The organism is Mucilaginibacter sp. SG564, assembly GCF_013149275.1.
Taxonomy (GTDB): Bacteria; Bacteroidota; Bacteroidia; order Sphingobacteriales; family Sphingobacteriaceae; genus Mucilaginibacter.
Genome location: NZ_JABGNA010000001.1, coordinates 942293 through 963349, shown reverse-complemented (window position 1 = coordinate 963349; position 21057 = coordinate 942293). Strand labels below are relative to the sequence as shown.

The 21057-nt window shown below is 40.3% G+C and carries 12 protein-coding genes; 5 read left to right on the top strand and 7 right to left on the bottom strand.

The window, feature by feature from the left end:
* Positions 1–133 precede the first annotated feature (133 nt).
* Both FHW89_RS03580 and FHW89_RS03575 read right to left on the bottom strand, forming a co-directional pair.
* A complete protein-coding gene (locus tag FHW89_RS03580) occupies positions 134–1216 on the bottom strand; it encodes a FecR family protein (RefSeq protein ID WP_172333618.1) in 1083 nt (360 codons plus the stop codon).
* A 51-nt stretch (positions 1217–1267) separates the two neighbouring features.
* Entirely contained in the window at positions 1268–1915 is a 648-nt protein-coding gene (locus tag FHW89_RS03575) for an RNA polymerase sigma-70 factor (RefSeq protein ID WP_172333617.1), read from the bottom strand.
* A gap of 179 nt (positions 1916–2094) precedes the next feature.
* Here FHW89_RS03575 and FHW89_RS03570 point away from each other — a divergent pair, with 179 nt between their 5' ends.
* Complete coding sequence (locus FHW89_RS03570; protein ID WP_172333616.1) at positions 2095–3525, top strand: alpha-L-fucosidase; 1431 nt, start codon at positions 2095–2097, stop codon at positions 3523–3525.
* Positions 3526–3662: 137 nt separating this feature from the next.
* On the opposite strand, the gene FHW89_RS29095 is transcribed toward FHW89_RS03570, so the two are convergent.
* Entirely contained in the window at positions 3663–3710 is a 48-nt protein-coding gene (locus FHW89_RS29095) for an SEC-C metal-binding domain-containing protein (RefSeq protein WP_371742421.1), read from the bottom strand.
* Between FHW89_RS29095 and FHW89_RS03565 the strand changes: the two genes are divergently transcribed.
* The 4 genes from FHW89_RS03565 to FHW89_RS03550 all read left to right on the top strand — a co-directional run bounded on the left by FHW89_RS03565 (position 3696) and on the right by FHW89_RS03550 (position 13054).
* Complete coding sequence (locus FHW89_RS03565) at positions 3696–6287, top strand: glycoside hydrolase family 2 TIM barrel-domain containing protein (RefSeq protein ID WP_371742420.1); 2592 nt, start codon at positions 3696–3698, stop codon at positions 6285–6287. The two genes, FHW89_RS29095 and FHW89_RS03565, sit on opposite strands and share 15 nt — an antisense overlap.
* A 13-nt stretch (positions 6288–6300) precedes the next feature.
* Positions 6301–8595, top strand: a complete 2295-nt coding sequence (locus FHW89_RS03560) for a family 20 glycosylhydrolase (protein ID WP_172333614.1) — start codon at positions 6301–6303, stop codon at positions 8593–8595.
* 9 nt (positions 8596–8604) lie between these two features.
* Positions 8605–10707, top strand: a complete 2103-nt coding sequence (locus FHW89_RS03555) for an alpha-L-fucosidase (protein ID WP_172333613.1) — start codon at positions 8605–8607, stop codon at positions 10705–10707.
* A gap of 73 nt (positions 10708–10780) precedes the next feature.
* Complete coding sequence (locus tag FHW89_RS03550) at positions 10781–13054, top strand: GH92 family glycosyl hydrolase (RefSeq protein WP_172333612.1); 2274 nt, start codon at positions 10781–10783, stop codon at positions 13052–13054.
* Positions 13055–13139: 85 nt separating this feature from the next.
* Here the strand turns inward: FHW89_RS03550 and FHW89_RS03545 are convergent, their stop codons facing one another.
* The 4 genes from FHW89_RS03545 to FHW89_RS03530 form a co-directional block, all read right to left on the bottom strand.
* Positions 13140–14690, bottom strand: a complete 1551-nt coding sequence (locus FHW89_RS03545; protein ID WP_172333611.1) for a VCBS repeat-containing protein — start codon at positions 14688–14690, stop codon at positions 13140–13142.
* A gap of 5 nt (positions 14691–14695) precedes the next feature.
* On the bottom strand, positions 14696–16033 hold the full coding sequence (locus FHW89_RS03540; protein ID WP_172333610.1) for a vanadium-dependent haloperoxidase: 1338 nt from the start codon (positions 16031–16033) through the stop codon (positions 14696–14698).
* A complete protein-coding gene (locus FHW89_RS03535; protein WP_216650458.1) occupies positions 16033–19341 on the bottom strand; it encodes a VCBS repeat-containing protein in 3309 nt (1102 codons plus the stop codon). Before FHW89_RS03535 ends, FHW89_RS03540 begins: the two co-directional genes overlap by 1 nt.
* 124 nt (positions 19342–19465) lie before the next feature.
* Positions 19466–21055, bottom strand: coding sequence for a SusD/RagB family nutrient-binding outer membrane lipoprotein (locus FHW89_RS03530; protein WP_172333609.1), 1590 nt, complete (start codon positions 21053–21055; stop codon positions 19466–19468).
* Between the last annotated feature and the right edge of the window lie 2 nt (positions 21056–21057).

Here is a 21057-nt window from a genome sequence, read left to right as displayed (position 1 = left end):
ATAGATCTGCCAGACCAGTACAGATAGGGGTAATTATATAAAAAAAATGTAACAATTGTTCGTTTTTCAGAATTTTGTTACATCAGAGGCAGATTCTTTAAAGGGTTAAGTAAACTTTAATTTCATAGGCAATTTAATAGATATAAATGGTTGAATTTTTAATCTTGTAATTAAAATTTTCGGTCATGCGCAATGCATCAAGAGCCTGATTTATGGTTTCCTTCTCAAAAACACCACTAAAGCGGTATTGCTTTAATGCATCATTTTTAAATTTGATGTCTACACCGTACCATCTTTCCATACGATCTGATAGCGTTGCGAAGTTTTCATCCCGGAAAATGAATTTATTTTGAGTCCATGAGGTTTCAACAACGGTGCTATCACCCTGCTGCAAACGGGTGAAAGTAGTAAGTACATAGCGCATACCTGAACCTGCATCAGCCGGATTAAGCTTAGTGTTTCGGCGCGTGGTTTTAAACGAACCATTTTTTACAATAAGTTTTTCGCTAGGTTTTAATATAATACGGTCAGAAGGCCTGTCGTCAAGTGTAACTTCTATGGTGCCTCTGATAAGGGTAGTTTCACTTTGCGGGTCATTGGGATAAGACTTTACATTGAAAGCAGTACCCAGTACCTTAATGTTCATTTTTTCAGTATGAATAATGAAGGGATGTTCATGATCTTTATGCACATCAAAAAAAGCCTCGCCACTAAGATAAACCTCACGGGTTTTACCCGTAAATACTGTAGGGTATTTTAATGTGCTTTGCGAGTTTAAAGTGATCCGGGTACCATCAGTAAGGACAATAGTCGACTTTTCGCGCTTTACCGTATTTTTATTTTGCCATGCATGGGGAGTGGTAGTAAGCAGGTTAATCCTTTTACTAACAAATCGGGAATAAAAAAACCAGGAGCAAGCTGTAAGTAAAATAACGGCTGCAGCGGCGCGCCAAACATAAGTATATGACTTTTTTAAATTAGGGATTGTAGCGGTATCTGCTTCCTGACTTTGGATCTTTGTTTTTATTTTTTGAAATGCCAAAGCATTATCCGCAAATTCGGTATCATTACTATTCCAGTAAATATTCAGGAACTCGAAATCGCGGCGATTTATTTCGTCGGAGTTTAAGCAATGTTGAAGCTCTTCGCTTTCTTCTGAGCTGATCTCATTGGTTAATTTTTTACTAACCAGCTCTATAAATCTATCATTGCCCATTTCTGATATTTCGTGCTTTTTATAGGTGGACAACTATTCTTGATAAAATACCTACAAGTTTATAAAAAATAGTTGCATAATACCAATAACCACACTTAGTGCCTTGAATAAATTGTTCGTATGCGTTTCGGGGTTGTTAAGTTTATTATAATTACTTAAAACAACACTTAACTTTTTAACAGCCCTAAAAAGCTGTGTTTGTACAGTACGTGGTGATATATTTAAAATTTCGGCAACTTCTTTATATTTCATTCCGTCCTCTTTGATCAACCTGAATACAATACGGCATTGCTGGGGAAGGGCGGTAATGGCTTTATCCATTCTGAAGATCAGTTCTTTATTTTCAATTTCCTTTTGTGGGTTGTAAGTGTTTACAAATTCAACGGAGTTGGTTTCTTCGATCTGTACCAGATGGATACTGGAATATTTTTTAATGTGATTTAGAGATTGGTTTTTTACAGCTACAAACAGGTAGGTTTCCGGGTTAAGTATTTCGGTTAAGTTTTTTCGGTTTAACCAGCATTTAACAAACACATCAGATACGATCTCTTCTGCTATTTCCCGTTGATTAACATACAGAATACAAAATTTAGTAAGTGAGTTATTTAACAAATGAAAGAAAAGCTCAAAAGCTTTTTCATCATCATTGCTGCAAATGAGTTTCCACAAGTTTAGTGTATCAACTTTTCTGTCTTTCAAAACCCGGGAATTTTAGTTAATCACGTAAATTTAAATCTTAATATCGGTATAACAATAATAAAACATTAATTGCTAAAATGGAAATTTTATTGGCAAAGTTTCAATAATTATTAAAAAAATTTAAAAAGTGTAGGCAATACACCTATTATTGTTGTCAGTTATATTAAATGCCATTTTACATGAAAAAAATTATTACGTTTCTTGTTTTAAGCTCTTTTAGCGCATTTCTGATGGCGCAAAAACACAATGTGTCCAAGCAGTACGTTGCCCCCGGTGATCCATTGGTGGAAAAGAAACTAGCCGAATGGCAAGATTTGAAATTCGGGCTTTTTATGCATTGGGGAACTTACAGCCAATGGGGGGTAGTTGAAAGCTGGAGCATTTGCCCCGAAGATGAAGGCTGGACCCAGCGTCGCGGCCCGTACGGAGCTACATATAATGGCTATAAAACAGCTTACGAAAATCTGCAAACTACATTTAATCCGGTTAAGTTTAATCCTGAAAAATGGGTGCAGGCTGCAAAGGATGCCGGTATGAAATATGTGATATTTACAACAAAGCACCATGATGGTTTTTGCATGTTTGATACTAAAGAAACCGATTATAAAATTACCAGCGCAAAAACACCATTTTCAACTAATCCCCGGAGTAATGTTACTAAGGAAGTATTTAACGCCTTTCGTAAAGAAAACTTTATGATAGGGGCCTATTTTTCAAAACCTGATTGGCACACCGAGAATTATTGGTGGCCATACTTTCCACCAAAAGACAGAAACGTAAACTATGATCCTAAAAAGCATCCTGAACGGTGGCAAAAGTTTAAAGATTTTACTTACAATCAGATTGGTGAGTTGATGACCGGATATGGGAAAGTAGATATTCTTTGGCTCGATGGTGGATGGGTTCGTCCTAAAAGTAGTATTGATACCACTGTTGAGTGGCAACGGGGTATTCAATATGATCAGGATATTGATATGCCTAAAATTGCCGCTATGGGAAGACAAAAGCAACCCGGTTTGATCGTTGTCGATCGTACGGTATCCGGCCAATATGAAAACTATACAACACCAGAACAAGAGGTACCCGAGGTGCCGCTTGACCATCCATGGGAAAGTTGCATTACCATGGGTAATTCCTGGAGCTATGTACCCGGAGATCATTATAAATCGGTACAGCAAATTGTACAATTATTGGTTAAAATAGTATCGCGTGGAGGTAATTTGTTGATGAATATTGGCCCTGGCCCTGATGGTGATTGGGATCCTGTTGCGTATGAGCGATTAAAAGGTATAAGCGCCTGGATAAAGATCAATGGCGAAGGTATTTATAACTCCAAATCGGTAGCTCCATATTCAACCGGTAATGTTTTTTACACAAAAGCAAAAAATGATAATGCCATATATGCTTTTATGTTATCCGATCAGGAGAAAGTAACCTTACCTGCAACTGTTTCTGTTAAAGCCCCTAAACCTAAAAAAATAATACTATTGGGCAGTAAGCAAAGCCTGAAATGGAAGCAACAAAGTGATGAAATAGTGATCAGTATCCCTACAACCCTGCAACAAAACACTGGTTTAACTGAGGCAGCCTGTTTTAAATTGGCATATTAATAATAAGATAAAAAACCACATCAAATTACCAAACAAGTATAACTCTGCGTTCATTGCAGTACTTAATTTTGAAACCATTACCCCACCACATAATGAAAAAAAATTACCCGGTAGTCAGCCTCGTATCTTATAAATTTTCAATAACAACATTGTTCATACTCTGTATTACTTTGGCAAATGCACAAAGTAAGTATGAGCTAAACGAAGGTTGGAAGTGTGCCCCGGTAAGCAAGGTAAAAGACGCGGGAATAGCCATTTCTCATACAACTTATAATACAAGTTCATGGATGCCAGCTGTTGTGCCAGGCACGGTATTAACCAGCCTGATAGCCGCTCATAAAATGCCCGACCCGTTTTACGGAATGAATAATGAGCAGATCCCTGATATTTATAGGACTGGTCGTGATTACTACACTTATTGGTTTGTAAAGGATTTTAAAGAGGCGCAACTCAGGAGCACTGATCAGGTCTATCTGAATTTCAGAGGTGTAAATTATAGCTGTGATGTGTTTTTGAATGGTCGTAAATTAAATGACCAGCTTCATAAGGGTATGTTTTTACGTCAGTCATACAACATTACCAAATGGATGGCTAAAGATGGTAATAACAGGCTCGCCGTTATTGTATATCCTCCAGATGTAGTAGGCAATCCAAACGGAGGCCAGGGTGGTGATGGTACCATAGCGCGTAATGTGGGTATTCAATATACCGCAGGCTGGGATTGGATACAGCCAATCAAAGATCGCAATGCCGGTATATGGGACAAGGTGACTATAGAAAAAACAGGAGCGGTAAGGATTATTGACCCACATGTAGTAACTCTTGTACCAGGTGTAAGACAATCAGAGGGCCCGCAGCAATCAGCTATTATTCAAGTGTCCGCAGATTTACAAAACGCAAGCAGCCTGCCTGTTAGCGGCGAGCTAAAATATACTTTGGATGGCAACGCGGTTTCAAAAAAAGTTACACTCAAAGCGAATTCGACACAAACCATACAACTCAATGATTATTCCTTAAAAAATCCAAAGCTTTGGTGGCCGAGCGGGTATGGTGCACAGCATCTTTATCCAATGGATTTGCAGTTTGTAACCGCCGACAACAAAATATCTGACAAGGACGAAATAAAAGTTGGGGTTCGGCAGATCACCACGGAGTGGAACACTCGTACCGAGAGCAGACAGATCAACATCAACGGACAAAAGATATTTATTAAAGGAGGCAACTGGATAGTATCTGATGAAATGTTACGTTTTTCGGATGCTCGTTATGATGCCGAAGTTCGCTTTCACCGGGATATGAACCTGAACCTGATCAGGGTTTGGGGAGGTGCACTGATTGAACGTCCTGAGTTTTATGAAGCTTGTGACCGATATGGTATGCTGGTCTTTCAGGATATGTGGGGTTCTGGTGATTGTAACGGTCGTTGGACGGATCCGATGAAACTGGATGATCAATGGACGCGCAGAAAATACCCTGACGATCATGGCTTATATCTTAAATCAATTGAAGACCAGGTAAAATTGGTACGTAATTATCCTTCATTGGCTATTTGGTGTGGAGGTAATGAAATAACCCCACCCGAGGATATGTTGATAGCCCTGCGTGATAGTATCATGCCTAAACTGGATAATACCCGTTGGTTTATCCCTTATTCTAATTCAGAGGAGATGTCACGTAACGCCCTGGGCGGCAATGGAGATGGGCCTTATGGTATCCAGCCCTTGTCGACTTTTTGGGCGCATAAAACTTACCCTTTCAACTCTGAAGTAGGTTCGGTAGGGGTAAGCGATTACGAGTCGCTCAAAAGATTCATTCCGGCCAAAAATATGGTATTACCCGAGTATGATGAAGCAACTGGCAAGACTAAAACCGATTCTGTTTGGGATTATCATAAGTATATTGGCTATGATGGTTTTATTGATAAATATGGCAAAGCAAAAGATGTAGAGGATTTTGCAACCAAAGCCCAATTGGTCAATTATGATCAATATCGCGGCCTGATGGAAGGTTTTAGTTCACATATGTGGGAGTGGTACACAGGCACTATTATCTGGAAAACCCAGAATCCGTGGACAGCCATGCGCGGCCAGATGTATGATTACTACCTTGACCCTAATGCTTGCCTGTATGGCCTGCACAATGGCAGCGAACCACTACACATTATGTATGATCCAACCGATGGTATGGTGATGGTAGCCAACAATACATTTAAGAGCCATACCAATATGATGCTGGTAGCTAAAGCTTATGATATGGATGGTAAAGAAAAAGTGCTTACCCAGGTATTTTCTGATGTAACGCCAACCACGGTTAAGCGTTATTTATCGTTAAAAGGTGAAATGAATAAATTGGCCAAAGACAAAGGAGCCTTCCTTTGTCTGCAGTTATTGGACAAAGATAAAAAGATCCTCAGCGAAAATATTTACTGGATGCCAGATGAAAAAGGAAACTATTCTGGCTTACAAAACATGCCTAAAGGGAACTTAAGCGCCTCGGCTAAATATCTAAGTGCTGACAAAGTAGAAGTGACTTTAGTTAATACAAGTAACGGCCCTTTGGCATTTTTCAACCGGCTGTCATTAACAGATGCAGATACTAAGCAAAGGGTATTGCCAGCTTTTTACAGTGATAATTATATAACCGTTTTGCCTGGCGAAGAAAAGAAAGTGATCATTGATTATAAAAACTCAGCCAAAAAGAACCTCACTGTAACTATGGGTGGCTGGAATGTAGTTGAACGGACAATATCAATCAACAAATAACAAAAAGAAAAGAATGAAGACCATTTCAAAATATTTGTTGGCAGCGGCATTTATTTTTACCTGCGCTGATGCTATAAACGCGCAGGAAACAGCCACCCGGTTTCCCTTGATCCCATATCCAGCACAATTGGTAGCCGGCAAGGGTGCTTTTACTATAAGCAATAAAACCAGCATCACAACCGCAAAGCAATTTATTGACGAAGCCAATCAACTCAATCAGCTATTGCAAAAAGGATTAGGTAAAAAACTAACAATAATTAAAGGCAGTAAAGCCAATGCCATCAATTTGGTATATGATGTTTCTCTAACTGCACCAGAGGCCTATAAATTGACTATTAACAAGCAGCAGGTAATTATTACGGCTAAAGATCCGGCAGGTATGTTCCATGCAATTGAAACTATTCGCCAATTGTTGCCGGTTTCTATTGAAAAAGGTAGAGTAGGTAAAACTTTACTATTACCAGCTTTAACTATTCAGGATCAACCAGCCTATGCCTGGCGTGGTATGCATCTGGATGTTTCCCGGCATTTTTTCTCGATAAGCTACCTGAAAAAGTTTATTGACAGGATGGCGCTTTACAAAATGAACAAACTTCACCTGCACCTGACAGATGATCAGGGTTGGCGTATAGAGATCAAAAAATATCCCAAGCTAACCGAAGAAGGTGCCTGGCGTATATTTAATAATCAGGATTCAGCCTGTATGAAAAAGGCTAAAGACAATCCTGATTTTGTTATCGACAAAGAACACATTATTCAGCGCGACGGAAAAACCATGTACGGCGGTTTTTATACCCAACAGGAAATGAAAGGCGTGGTAGCTTATGCCGCGGCTCGTCATGTCGACATTATACCCGAAATTGATATGCCCGGTCATATGATGGCTGCCATTAACTCTTATCCTTTTTTAACCTGTAACGGTGAAAATTCATGGGGTAAACTGTTTACCAAACCTATTTGTCCGGGTTTAGAAACCACTTATGAATTTGCTCAAAATGTGTTTAGCGAGATCATGGATATTTTCCCGTCACAATACATCCATATTGGTGGTGATGAAGTTGACCGTACTGATTGGGGTAAATCTGCAGATTGTAAAGCCTTGATGGAGCGCGAAGGGATCAAAGATCTGCCCGCCCTGCAAAGCTACTTTATCAATCGCATGGAGAAATTCTTCAATTCCAAAGGTCGTAAGCTGATTGGTTGGGATGAGATTATTGAAGGCGGTATCAGTCCAACGGCTATCATTATGTACTGGCGTACCTGGGTGCCCGACGCTCCGGTGAAAGCAGTAAAAAATGGCAACACCGTCATCATGACTCCCGGGGAACCCTTATATTTTGATTATCAGCCAGATCAATACTCTATCGATAAAGTATACCATTTTAACCCTATCCCTAAGGTTCTAAATGCCGAAGAAGCTAAATCTATCATCGGTGCGCAAGCCAATATCTGGACAGAAATGATACCTTCTGAAAAAAGGGCTGATTATATGTATATGCCCCGCCTTACTGCCCTGGCCGAAATGCTGTGGACAAATCAACCTGGTAAATATGATTCATATCAGAAACGCCTGGTGAAACAGTATAGCCGCATGGATGCTATGAATATCAATTATCGCTTACCCGATCTTCCAGGATTATTGAATAATTATGTATTTATCGATGAGGGAAGTTTAAGCATCAGCAAGCCTTTGCCTTCTTTAATTATCCGTTATACTACTGATGGTTCTTTGCCCGATGCAAAATCACGGGAGTTACCAGAAGCTTTAAGTATAACTAATAATGAAACAGTTCGGGTTGCAGCATTCACCGCAAATGGTACACGCGGCGATGTTTATAATTTGAATTATAGCAAGCAATATATGCTTGGCCCGGTAAAAGTGAAGAGTACAAAACCTGGGTTAGATTGTAAATATTATAAAGCTTCCTTCAAACAAACCTCCCTGATGAAGAAAGCCAGGGTTGACAGTACGTTTACAACCACTGCTATCGAAGTACCATCAACGGTAAAAGCCCCATCATTCGGTATTGCCTACAAAGGGTTCATTAATGTACCTACTGATGATATTTATAGTTTTTATTTAACTGCCGATGATGGTGCCGTATTAAAAATAGGCCCAACAACAGTAGTTGATAATGATGGTAACCACTCTGCCCAGGAAAGGAGCGGACAGATAGCATTGAAAATGGGCTTACATCCATTTGCACTTGACTTTATAGAAGGTGGCGGTGGTTTTACCCTTAAACTCCAATATAGTGTAAATGGTTCGGCCCGTCAGGATATCCCTGCAGAATGGTTTAAAAATTAAATATCAGCAATGAAAAAAATTATTGGTTTACTATTACTGTTTATTATTAGCGTACAGGGCTTTTGTCAGGCTCCTCCTAAACCTTTTGGGCCTTTGCCAACTCAGGGACAACTCAATTGGCAGGAAACGGAAATGTATTGCATTATTCATTATGGTTTGGATACCTATACCAACAAGGAGTGGGGTTATGGCGACGAAGATCCTAAATTGCTTAATCCGTCGCAGTTTAGTGCCTTGCAGATAGTTGCGGCAGCCAAAGCAGGGGGATTTAAAGGTGTTGTGGTGGTAGCAAAACATCACGATGGTTTTTGCCTTTGGCCAACTAAAACAACAGAACACAACATATCACAAAGCCCATATAAAAATGGTAAAGGCGATATACTTCAAGAATATCGTGAGGCCTGTGATAAATTAGGTATGAAACTGGGCGTTTACTGCTCGCCCTGGGATAGGAATAACCCAAACTACGGTACTCCCGAATACTTAAAAATATACCAGGAGCAATTGCGGGAACTATATACACATTATGGCCCGCTGTTTATCTCCTGGCACGATGGTGCCAATGGCGGTGATGGATACTATGGCGGTAAGCGCGAAATACGTAAGATAGATCGCTCAACCTATTATGACTGGAAAAACACCTGGGGCATTACCCGCAAACTACAACCCAATGCGGTTATATTTGGCGATGTAGGTCCGGATGTACGCTGGGTAGGTAACGAGGAAGGCCATGCCGGTGAAACTTGCTGGGCCACATACACGCCTCATGCTCCGGATGAGGGTAAAGAACCTGGCAATGGATATGTAAAGGATTATGAGGGCACAGAAGGTACCCGTGATGGTAAATACTGGATGCCTGCTGAATGTGATGTATCATTAAGACCAGGATGGTTTTATCATAAAACACAAGATGGCGGCGTAAAATCACCTTATACTTTGCTTGATCTATATTACAAAAGTGTTGGTCGCGGCGCTGCACTTGATCTGGGTTTATCGCCTGATCAGCGTGGGATTGTTAATGAGATAGATGTAAAATCGCTTACCGAGTTTGGTCAGTTGCTAAAACAAATCTTTGCGGTAAATCTGGCAAAAGGAGCAACGCTTACAGCAAGTAACGTACGCGGTAAGAATACTGTTAAATACGGTCCGCAGTTTTTATTGGATAACGATCGCTATAGTTATTGGGCTACAGACGATAAAGTAACTACGCCTCAATTAACTATTGATCTGCATATCCCTAAAACATTTAATGTAATCAGGGTGCGTGAAAACATCAAATTAGGGCAACGCATCGATTCGCTCGCTGTTGACGCCTTTACCAATGGCAAATGGCAGCAAATTGCTTCGGCAACCAGTATAGGAGGGAACCGGCTTATCCGTTTAACACAAAATATTACAGCATCTAAATTAAGATTACGTATAACTGGTTCACAAGCTGCTATAGCTTTAAGTGATTTTGGTATTTATAAAGAGCCGGTTCATTTAACCGCTCCGAAGATCAGCAGGAACAAAAGTGGTGAAATAAGCATCAGTACCGAAGCTCCCGTAAATTCTATTCACTACACTTTAAATGGGCAAGAGCCAACCTTGAAGTCACCGCTATATAAAGGTCCTTTTACTATAACTGACGATGCAGTAATAAAAGCACGTAGTTTTGAAGGAAAAGATCAGCAAAGTGAGACTGCTTTTGTTTCATTAGGATATGCTAAGGCTGACTGGAAGGTTATTGATGCCAGTAATAATAACCGGGCCGAAAACGCTATTGACGAAAACAGCCATTCCATTTACAGTACTTTAAAACAAGAAAATACATCTTTTCCGCAACAAATAAGCATTGATCTGGGTAGCATTAAAGAAATAAAGGCTTTTGGCTATTTACCCCGTCAGGATAAACAATTTGATGGAATTGTTGATAGCTATGTATTCTACATTAGTAATGATGGTAAAGAATGGCAAAAAGTAGCTTCGGGCGAATTTTCTAACATTAAAGCAAGTTTGATAGAGCAACCGGTTATTTTGAAAGAGCCTGTTAAAGCCAGGTATTTTAAATTTGAGGCAACGCATGTAATTTCGGGAAATGGTATTACTGTTGCTGAATTAAGCGTTTATTAATAAACTATTAAGTATTGGGTTTATGTTTGTATCGAATTATAAACCCAATACTATTTCTATATCAAATCATTCAATGAAAAAACAGATCTGTTTAGCCGGGTTACTGGCATTATTTTGTTCAAATTCGTTTGGCCAGGCGCATAAACCGGATGCGGCAAAGCAAGGTAGTTTAACTCAATATGTCGACCCTTACATTGGTACGGGGTTTCACGGTCACGTTTTTGTAGGTGCCAGCGTACCTTTTGGCGCGGTTCAATTGGGGCCAACCAATATTTCCGAAGGCTGGGACTGGTGCTCGGGATATCATATATCCGATTCAACTATCATCGGTTTTCAGCATACGCATTTGAGTGGTACCGGTATAGGCGATCTGGGCGATATTTCCTTTATGCCAACTACCGGACCTGTTAAAGTAACCAAAGGCACAATAAAAGATCTGCAAAGCGGATATACATCACTATTCAGTCATCAGGACGAGGTTGTAAAACCTGGTTATTATAAAGTTAAGCTAAAACGTTATAGTATAGGTGTAGAGCTTACCGCAAGTACAAGAGTTGGTATGCACAAATATACTTTCCCAGCTGCAAAAGATGCTCATATAGTGATCGATCTGAAGGAAGGTATCGGCTGGGACAAATCAATGGAAACCTACATCAAACAGGTTGATAAAAATACCATTGTTGGTTACCGTTTTTCAAAAGGTTGGGCGGTTGATCAGCGTATATACTTTACCGCGATATTCTCTAAACCCATCAGCAAATTCGAGGTTTATGACAATACGACACTTGCTTCTGGAACAGAGTTAAAAAGCGAGAAGACTAAAGGCGTGATCAGTTTTGCTACAACCAAAGGCGAGGTAGTTTATGCCAAAGTAGGTATATCACCGGTAAGTTCCGAAAATGCGATGCTGAACATCAAAACGGAGATACCAGGCTGGGATTTTAATAAGGTAGTTGCCGATGCTGATAAAGCCTGGAATAATCAACTTCAAAAGATCACTATTAAAGCCGATTCATTATCACAACTTAAAAAGTTCTATACAGCTTTTTATCACACCATGATAGCTCCATCTATATTTAACGATGTGAACGGGGAGTATTGGGGAACAGATAAAAAAGTGCATAAGAATCAGGGCTTCAATAACGTAACTACCTTCTCTTTGTGGGATACTTACCGGGCTAATAATCCGCTATCGACCATTATTCATCCGGAGCATACCAATGACATGATCAACTCTATGCTGGCTATTTACCAGCAGCAGGGTAGCTTACCAGTATGGCATTTAATGGCCAACGAAACCAATTGTATGGTAGGTTACAGTGCGGTGCCTGTTGTGGCCGATGCTTTGTTAAAAGGTTACAAAGGTTTTGACGCTAACCTGGCTTATGAGGCTATGAAAACAACCGCCATGCAGGATACCCGTGGTATTAAGTTTGTAAAAAGCCTGGGTTATATTCCTGCTGATAGTACTGCAGAATCCGTATCGATGGGTATGGAATATGCTATCGATGATTGGTGTATTGCACAGGTTGCCAAAAAATTAGGCAAACAAGCCGATTATGATTATTTCAGCAAGCGCGGTCAGTATTATAAAAATTATTATGATCCTAAAGTTGGATTTATGCGTGGCCGTTTGTCAGAAAACTCATGGCGCACACCTTATAGCCCATTCATTTCTATACATGAGCATGGCGATTTTACAGAGGGCAATGGCTGGCAGTATACTTTCCTGGTACCTCAGGATGTGGAGGGTTTGATAAACCTGTTAGGCGGCGAAGCAAAATTCAACACCAAACTCGACTCGCTATTTATCGCAAAGGGTGATATGGGTAAATTTAAATCGCCGGATGTATCTGGTCTGATCGGTCAGTATGCCCATGGTAATGAGCCAAGCCATCCGATGAGTTATTTTTATGATTATTCTGGCCAGCCCTGGAAAACTGCCGAAAAAGTAAGGTATATCCTTGATGATTTTTATACCGATAAACCAGATGGTATTATTGGTAACGAAGATGTTGGTCAGATGTCGGCCTGGTATGTATTATCGGCGCTTGGATTTTATTCGGCCAATCCGGCAAACGGACTGTATGTTTTCGGTAGTCCCGTTATTAACGAAGCTACTTTAAAATTGCAAGGCAATAAAACTTTCCATATCGTGGTAAAAAACAACGGCCCGCAAAATAAATACATTAATGCGATGCTGCTAAATGGCAAGGTTTACAACAAAACCTATTTTGCATACAAAGACATCATCAACGGAGGTGAATTGGTAATTACCATGGGCAACAAACCAGGAACAGTCTGGGGAGTAGGTGATGCTAATAAAGCGGTATCGGTATTGAAATAAACCCCAATAGTTTGTCATCCTGAACGTAGTGAAGGATCTATTAACCACGCGATAGGTTCTTCGCTATGCTCAGAATGACAAAATTTTATTTTTTGCTTTTATAAAGCTGATTATAAAAAATACTCAAACCATATTTAGCCGATTTCCATTTCTGGTCAAGATCGGCAGGAGCGGGGCCGGGGCTTTGAGCAAAGTTACCTGTGATAATATCCAGATCACCATCGCTATCGACATCTGCAGCTTCAAGCGTCAGTGTTTTTATTGGGACTTCACTCTTCTGCGTATATGATTTAAAGGTAAATTTCCCCTGGTCTGTATTATCCAGGTATACAAATGATTCATCAACCAGTTTCCCAAATTCAGGGAAGAAAGCTGTGGCCGCAAAATCAATATCCCCGTCTTTATCAAAATCCTCGGCTACTACTTTGGTAACACCATAAATCGGGTAAAAGAATTTCTCCTGAAATATATTGTTTCCCTGGTTGATGTTAAGACGGATACCGTGATAGGCTTTCAGAATATTAGAGTAATCGGCATTATCGCCATGTACAGTTACAATATCTGTAAGCCCGTCGTGATTATAATCAACCAAAACCATATCTGTTGTACCATAATTGGGCGGAAAACGTAAAACCCGCTTTGCTTTAAATTTGAGTTTATCCTTCTGATAAAAGATCCACACGCTTTCGTCCCCTTGCGAAAATAGAGCAACAATGTCTTTTTTTCCATCGCCATCCATATCCTTAATGTAACATTTGATAGCTCCGGCCTGGGGCATTAATACATCTTCAGAGTATTGTCCGGATCTATTCTTTTTAAACAGCGACAGAGAACCAATCTTGTTGCCGAAGTTGCAAACCACAATCTCGGGTATGCCATCATTATCCAAATCCTCGATTTCAGCGTGAACGGGCCGATGTAAGGCCGTAATTAATGGTGTGCGTTCACTATCCTTCAATTGCGAATAAGATCCCGTGCTGAGCTCCGTAGGAAATAGTTTGCCTATCTCCGTGAAATACGTATCGCCTTTATAAAAATTAAAATCAACTACGGGGGTGTTACTATTAAAAATTTTGGTTACGCCTTTACCATATTGCCAGTTATACACCTTTTTATAAAAATCACCTATCCAAAGGGTATTGGTAATAGAATTATATTCCAGGCCTGTTATTAATGATGGTGTAGTTTCTGCTATTGGCACATCCTCACGTAGAAATTGTTGTAGTGGACTGTTACGTGTCAGCCTTTTTTCATCTAACGATATACTATCGGGGGCATTAATGAGTATATAATTTATAATTTTGCTATATTCTTCATTAGTTAAAATAGGTTCGTCTGGAATGATGCGCGCCTTTTTTACGATCTCCCGTTCCTCTTCGCTTAAGCCCCTTAATGGATCATAATTAGGGTAGATGATACCCATGCGGCTTGCCATAACAGGCAATACGTGGTTTTGCCAAATCCTCTTAGTTAAACTCGCCGGATCGGGGGCCATATGGCAGTTGGTACAATATCTGTCGAAAAGCATTTTGCCTTCGTCGTTAGCCGGCAAATATCTTTTGGCAGTAAATGAATTGAGGCAAATAAGAGCGGTTAAAACAAAAAGCCCGGTTAAAATAAATGCTCTTATTTTCATACGAATCAATTTTGCCTGGTGATTTTTGCAGCTTTTATTTTTTCTATAACCTTAGCTGCCACCAACCGGCCTTGTTTGTTGCCAAAAACGATAGCATCCTTAAAGTGGATGCCTCCGTAAAAACGGGATATGGAAGCTTCTTCGGCTGCTTCATAGAAAGATTTGAAACTGCGCGGGCCAACGCCGTATGGCACTTCCGAATCATCGGTATAACCAAATTTATCGCCCAACAGGTACGTTAAAACCCCTGCGGATGCATTGGAAAGTACCGCATGCCCGCTTGGATATTCGGGGAATGGCGGGGTTTGCAAATAAGGCGTCCAGGTAATGTCGATATACTTGTTGATATAAGTTTCCGGGCGGATCCCGTTACTGCGGTATTTCTCGTCCCAGCAGCTAATAAAGGCATCCATGAGGGTTACAGCTTCAAGTGTGAGTACAGTTACCGAACGATCAAAGCTTAAATTAGCTTTTTTACATACAATACCGGCGATGTTCATCCAATGCCCTCCCGGACTGATCTTCTTAAAACCGATCATCATGTGACCAGATGTGGTAACCGCGAATGGGTTACAATCCCAAAAATTGGCGATAGTCACCTGCTCCATCGGGGGATTTTTGGAAACCTTATAAACATCATAAGCCTGCTTATAAAATTCACTCGTGCTATCGGTACTGAATGGCGTTGGCCGTACCGGTACAAATTCATTGGATGAGTCGATAAGCATCGGTCTTATCGTTTTCCAGTTCGGCTCCACAGCCTCCATATAGGTTGGGGGAGTAGGATACCAATTTTTACCGCCCTTTATAGGGGTATATCTTAACCTGCCGCTTAGTTTATTGTAATTATCACCTTTGGAGTACTTGATCACTTTGGCAGTCATTTCTGTGGCCGCAGCAATAGATTGCTTGATGATATCATCACCTATTTTATTATCTTTTAGCAAAGCAACATATTTATCCTCAGCATCCTGCAGCATAAAGCCAGATGGAAGCATCTGTTTACCTGTTTCAAGCATGCAGTATATCGCGGCAATTTGATAATTGTATTTATCTTTTTCAATGCTCAGTTGGTTATCATCCTTATAGCTTTTTATAAAATCGGCAAGCGGCACTATCTCTTTGTTATTTAAAGCCGTAAGGTTGTAAGCGCCCAACATCACGTAGTTATAATAACGGGCAGCTGCCGGTGGATTCACCACATCATGTATCATTACTGCCGATATCGCCTTGACCGTATTATCCAGCTGTAAATAATCGGGTAACAATTTTTTATTCTTTTGAGCATAGCTCGGAATTGCACTGCACAATACCAGCAAAAAGATGAATATATTTTTGATCATTAGTTTTCCTTATAAAATTGTAATGGCTGGCCAGATATGCCTATCAAAATATATTTTGAGCCGTTTATTTTTGTTTCTACCGCTGATTTTACATCTCCGGTAACCGAAAGTCCAGATGATAGCTGTGTTTCATATTTGAAACCACCTTTACCATCTCCGGTTAAGAGGCAGCCATAATTGGCATCAAAGCTCCCTAGTTTTAAGCGGTTGTCGGAATGATTGCCTAACAGCAGAAGATCTGGTTTGCCATCATGGTTAAAGTCGGCGGTGATTATTTGGGTTACCATCGAAAACCGGGCTTCAATCGGTAGTTGCGCTTTTACGAATTTGCCATTCCTGTTTAAAAAACAGCTGGTTTGCACGTCGTTAACGATAAGTTTCGTAGCCTTAGCCAAATCATCCGGACTAAAAATATCCTTCATTGTAGCATCACAGTAAGCTTTGTAGGAGTTGAATTTTTTACGCATGGGGTATATCTGATCGTTCAACTCATCGCGGCTTACAAATGGATAGCTCACTCCCTGGATATAAAAATTAAAGAACGGGTCGATAGAGCCATTGCCATCAAAATCGGCATAATACATTTCGGCAGGCTCGGTAATTGAGGCATGTATTTGCGTATTGGTACCCAGGTTGCCCGCTATAATGTCTGCTTTGCCATCACCATCTATATCGGTAATAGTCAAAGTATTCCAAAAGCCATTTTCCTGGTGATCAAAGTATTTGGCGGTTTCATCTACAAAGCCGTTTGTAGTATTGATATAAACCAGGATAGGCATAAATTCACCACAAATAACCAGGTCTTTACGGCCATCATTATTTAAGTCAACCCATTGGGCGTCTTTTACCATACCACAAGCTGCAAATGGTACGTCGGTTGTAACAAAACGACCCTCACCTGCATTAGTTAACAGGTAGCTTTTGGGCGTTACAGGGTACTGGCCGGGAATAACATTAGCGCCTACAAAAAGATCTATTTTACCATCGTTGTTATAATCGCAGGGGCGTATACATGATTTACTACCGGTATTTAGTTGTGGCAGAGAGGTGGTTGATAAAGTGAAATTCCCCTTGCCGTCATTAAAATATAGCTTATCCTGTAAGTCGGGAGTGTTGGGCTCTACTAATGAATATCCTCCCTTAGCCACATACAAATCCGGTAAACCGTCGCCGTTGGCGTCAAAAAATACGGCCGCGGAGGTATTTTTATGGTTCAGATCTGACACTTCACTTGTATTAAATGTACCGCCTGGCTTTTGAATATATATTTTACCCGGGGTATTTTGGTCGCCACCAATAAATAGATCTTCGAGACCATCTTTGTTTACATCGGCCTTGGCTATAACCGGCCCTGTTTTGGAGCTCATAAAGAGCATCAGCAATTGACGCTTAAAATCGTTTATAGTAGTTTCGGTATGTTTATAGTCAATAATGGGTTTGGTTTGCGTTAGGATACTTTTACTTCCCCTGACTGCTGGTTTATAAACTACTAAGCCTGCTTTATAGGCAACATTTAAACGCTGATTAGCCTTCACATCAGTCAATAATTGTGAAGTTTGATCGGGCCATATTATCCGTATAGAATCAATTTTACTTTGATCGCCAAGACCAAAGTTGAGAACGGTAGATACGCAGGATAGGTAACCTCTATTCGGGTTAACCTCCTGGTATTGTACCTGTTTGTTGTTGTATACAAATACCTTAGCGCCTATGGCGTTTACATTTGGGCCGTCTTGTTTTAAGTTGACGGCCAGATAACTTTTTTTAGAAGTTTCCATCGTCATGTTTTGATAGATGGATGCTTCACTGTTGATGTTGTTGGTAACCAGGTCAAGGTCACCATCATTATCCAGATCGGCATAAACTGCTCCGCTTGATATGCCTGGTTTATTGATACCCCAATCCTGTTTCTTTTCGGTGAAAGTAAGGTCGTGATTGTTTTGAAAAACATAATTCGAGAGGGCAGTGGATGGCATAGCTTTTACCAGGTCCATTAACAGGTATGGTTCTTTGTCCATGGCTTTCTTAAGCTTATAATCGCCCCAGTACCGTAAAAAATCCTTGTTGGTATAATCCCTGAAATAACCGTTGGATATGAAGATGTCTTTATACCCATCATTGTCAAAGTCGGCCATAAGTGGACACCAGCTCCAATCGGTATTAGAAACACCCGCCAGCTGACCGATCTCACTAAAAGTACCATCACCATTGTTAAGCTGCAACATGTTACGCATGTATTGCTTATACAGATCCTGCTGTAGCATTAATTCAAATGATTCGTAATTTTCCTGCAGCTGCAAAAGTTTTTGACGACGATTGTCTGGTGGCAGCATATCAAGGGTCATGATATCCGGCAAACCGTCATTATTTATGTCGGCAATATCCACCCCCATTGAAAACTGCGAAAGATGCCTTAAACTTTGTTTGCTTTTATCAGTAAAAGTTCCATCCCCGTTATTGATATACATGTAATCGGGTTCGTTATAATCATTGGTTACGTAAATATCCTGAAAACCATCTTTATTGATATCAGCAATGGCAACGCCTAAGCCAAAAGTAAGTGGGTTTTGTATAATACCAGCTTTTTTTGAAACGTCAATAAAATGTCCTCCCTGGTTTTCAAAAAGTTTATTGCTGGCCAGTTCGTCGGTTTCTTTTTTGTTTTGAGCAAATTCCAGATTGCTTATCTTTTTTACATTATGATTAAGCAGAAACATGTCCAACTTGCCATCATTGTTATAATCAAAAAATGCGGCCTGAGTACTATAACCAGGATCGTCCAGGCCATATTCTTTGGCCTGATCTATAAATTTATTATTGCCTTTATTAATGAATAATTGATTGCGGCGTTTGCTGTTATCGCCAAGGCCCGAGTAGCATACGTAAATATCTAAAAGACCATCGCCATTTACATCGGCCATGGTAACGCCTGTTTTCCAATTACCTGTACGACCGGCCAGTCCGGTACCGGCTTCTTTGGTTATATCTTTAAATTTTAAATTGCCCAGGTTAAGGTAAAGCTTATTAGGGCCAAGATTACTGGTGAAGAAGATATCTTCGAGCCCATCGTTATTGATGTCACCTACAGCCACTCCGCCACCATTGTATAAATATTCGTATGATAATACATTCAGATGTTCATCCTCTATAAGATCGTTTTTAAAAGTTATGCTTGTTTGCTCAGGAGGTAGCAGTTTAAAAAGTGTTTGCTGTGCATGCAAGTGAGTGCAGGTAAAACATAGCACTGCGATAATTATCATGAAAGGTCTGATGCCGCCTTTAGGAGTGAATAATTTAAAAACAGACATAATAGGTTTATTTAAAACACAAATCGGTTAGGCACACTGCTGTTCTAAAAATAAGGTTTATAAAGCGTATAAAGCAAACAGGGAGACAAATAATGTCTCCCTGTTTGCTTAGAAAAAAAGTATGCTATTTATCCCACCATACCTTGGCTGTGAAGGTATCACCTCCAGTAAGCCTGGCAACAGCCGCTGCATAATTAGCAGCATTTGTTGATGGTAATCCAAGTGGATAAGGAATCCTTCTCGGAATAGTGGTAGCAAATTGGTTGGGATAAGAAACTGCTGTTAGAGCAGGATATCCTGACCGTCTCCAGTTTGACCAGGTTTCGTTGAAGTTAAATGTTGTTGATGTTGTAACGAAATACTCCATATTGATCTGTTGTAAAGCTGTAGCCGCAACCAAAGGATGAGCTGCTACATAGGTCGTAATGCTTGCTGCGGGTACAGATGTTGTACCAAACTGAGCTAAGGTTGCCATATCAGCAGTAAGAGCATTTGCATAGTGTGTGGCAGCAGTACCTGTATTCCAACCTCTTGTAGCCGCTTCGGCAAATAAAAGCTCACTTTCGCCGTAAGTCATCAGAAAATTATAGCGGTTGCGATCATCATATACTGCAAACTGAGGGCGGGAATATTTACCATCAGGAGCAGCGGCATCACCTGTAACCGCCGGATTAGCAGGGCTTGTGCCTGGATAGCCTGGAGCGTTTGAGATGTCAGTAGCACCACCTTTTAGGTCATAACCATTCGGCATACCTACCTGTAGGCTTGCTGTATTGATACCAACTATCTGGGTTTCATTAGCTTTTTTTCCAGTGCCGGTTGATATTTCGGCAATAGCGCTAATGCGTGGATCGGCGGTTAGTTTCATATAATCTATCAGGGTTTTTGACCATCGTACTTCCCTGAAATCATCTGTAACCAGTAATGCATTGGCGTCGCTGTTAGCATTTCCGTTTGTATTGTCGGCTTTTACTTTTGCATTATCATCAATAGATGCCATGGCTCCGCCCTTGTATGCCATTTCTGCATATTTCTGAGCGGTTACCGCGTCAACTTTAGTTAAACGCATAGCTGCCCTTAGCATTAGCGAATAGCCCAATTTTTTCCATTTGGAAACATCGCCTCCATAAAAAAGATCAGAAGTGGGCCCGGCTTTTGATGCATCAAGAGCTGTTGTTGCTTTATCCAATTGATCAAGCATCGAGGTATAAATGCTTTGCTGAGTATCAAAAACAGGTGTAACTATACCTTCTTTGGCTTGTCCCTCCTGCGAAAATGGCACATCGCCATAAGCATCAGTGATGCGTTGCAATATCATCATCCGCAGGATGGTTCCGCAATTGTCAAGGTTAGAAAGAGCCGCATTACCCTTAATAACATTCTTCATTTCATCAATTAAAGTAGATGAACCATAGCTGGTATTCCACGTTCTTGAGAAATAATCGCGTCCACTGCCAGCATAAATATATTTATCGCCATTTCCGTAGTAATCATAAGTAGATGCTAATGATTGCACCCACATACTTTGAAAAAGTAATTGATCATATCCGGAGTTTGAGAATTTAATTTGAGCTTGTGACATCAAAAATGGTGCAGTAACCAAAGTTGGGGCTACTTTAGTAGGATCTGTATTGATCTGGTCGAAATTTTTAGTACAACCCGCTATAAAGGTGGCACCCATAAGCAGGCAACTATATATCAGTTGTTTTTTCATCT

What these genes read in the sequence shown, in the direction of transcription:
- FHW89_RS03560 (WP_172333614.1), top strand. Translation starts at nt 6,301, where the DNA reads ATGAAGACCATTTCAAAATATTTGTTGGCAGCGGCATTTATTTTTACC.
- FHW89_RS03530 (WP_172333609.1), bottom strand. Translation starts at nt 21,055, where the DNA reads ATGAAAAAACAACTGATATATAGTTGCCTGCTTATGGGTGCCACCTTT.
- FHW89_RS03545 (WP_172333611.1), bottom strand. Translation starts at nt 14,690, where the DNA reads ATGAAAATAAGAGCATTTATTTTAACCGGGCTTTTTGTTTTAACCGCT.
- FHW89_RS03535 (WP_216650458.1), bottom strand. Translation starts at nt 19,341, where the DNA reads ATGTCTGTTTTTAAATTATTCACTCCTAAAGGCGGCATCAGACCTTTC.
- FHW89_RS03570 (WP_172333616.1), top strand. Translation starts at nt 2,095, where the DNA reads ATGAAAAAAATTATTACGTTTCTTGTTTTAAGCTCTTTTAGCGCATTT.
- FHW89_RS03555 (WP_172333613.1), top strand. Translation starts at nt 8,605, where the DNA reads ATGAAAAAAATTATTGGTTTACTATTACTGTTTATTATTAGCGTACAG.
- FHW89_RS03580 (WP_172333618.1), bottom strand. Translation starts at nt 1,216, where the DNA reads ATGGGCAATGATAGATTTATAGAGCTGGTTAGTAAAAAATTAACCAAT.
- FHW89_RS03540 (WP_172333610.1), bottom strand. Translation starts at nt 16,033, where the DNA reads ATGATCAAAAATATATTCATCTTTTTGCTGGTATTGTGCAGTGCAATT.
- FHW89_RS03550 (WP_172333612.1), top strand. Translation starts at nt 10,781, where the DNA reads ATGAAAAAACAGATCTGTTTAGCCGGGTTACTGGCATTATTTTGTTCA.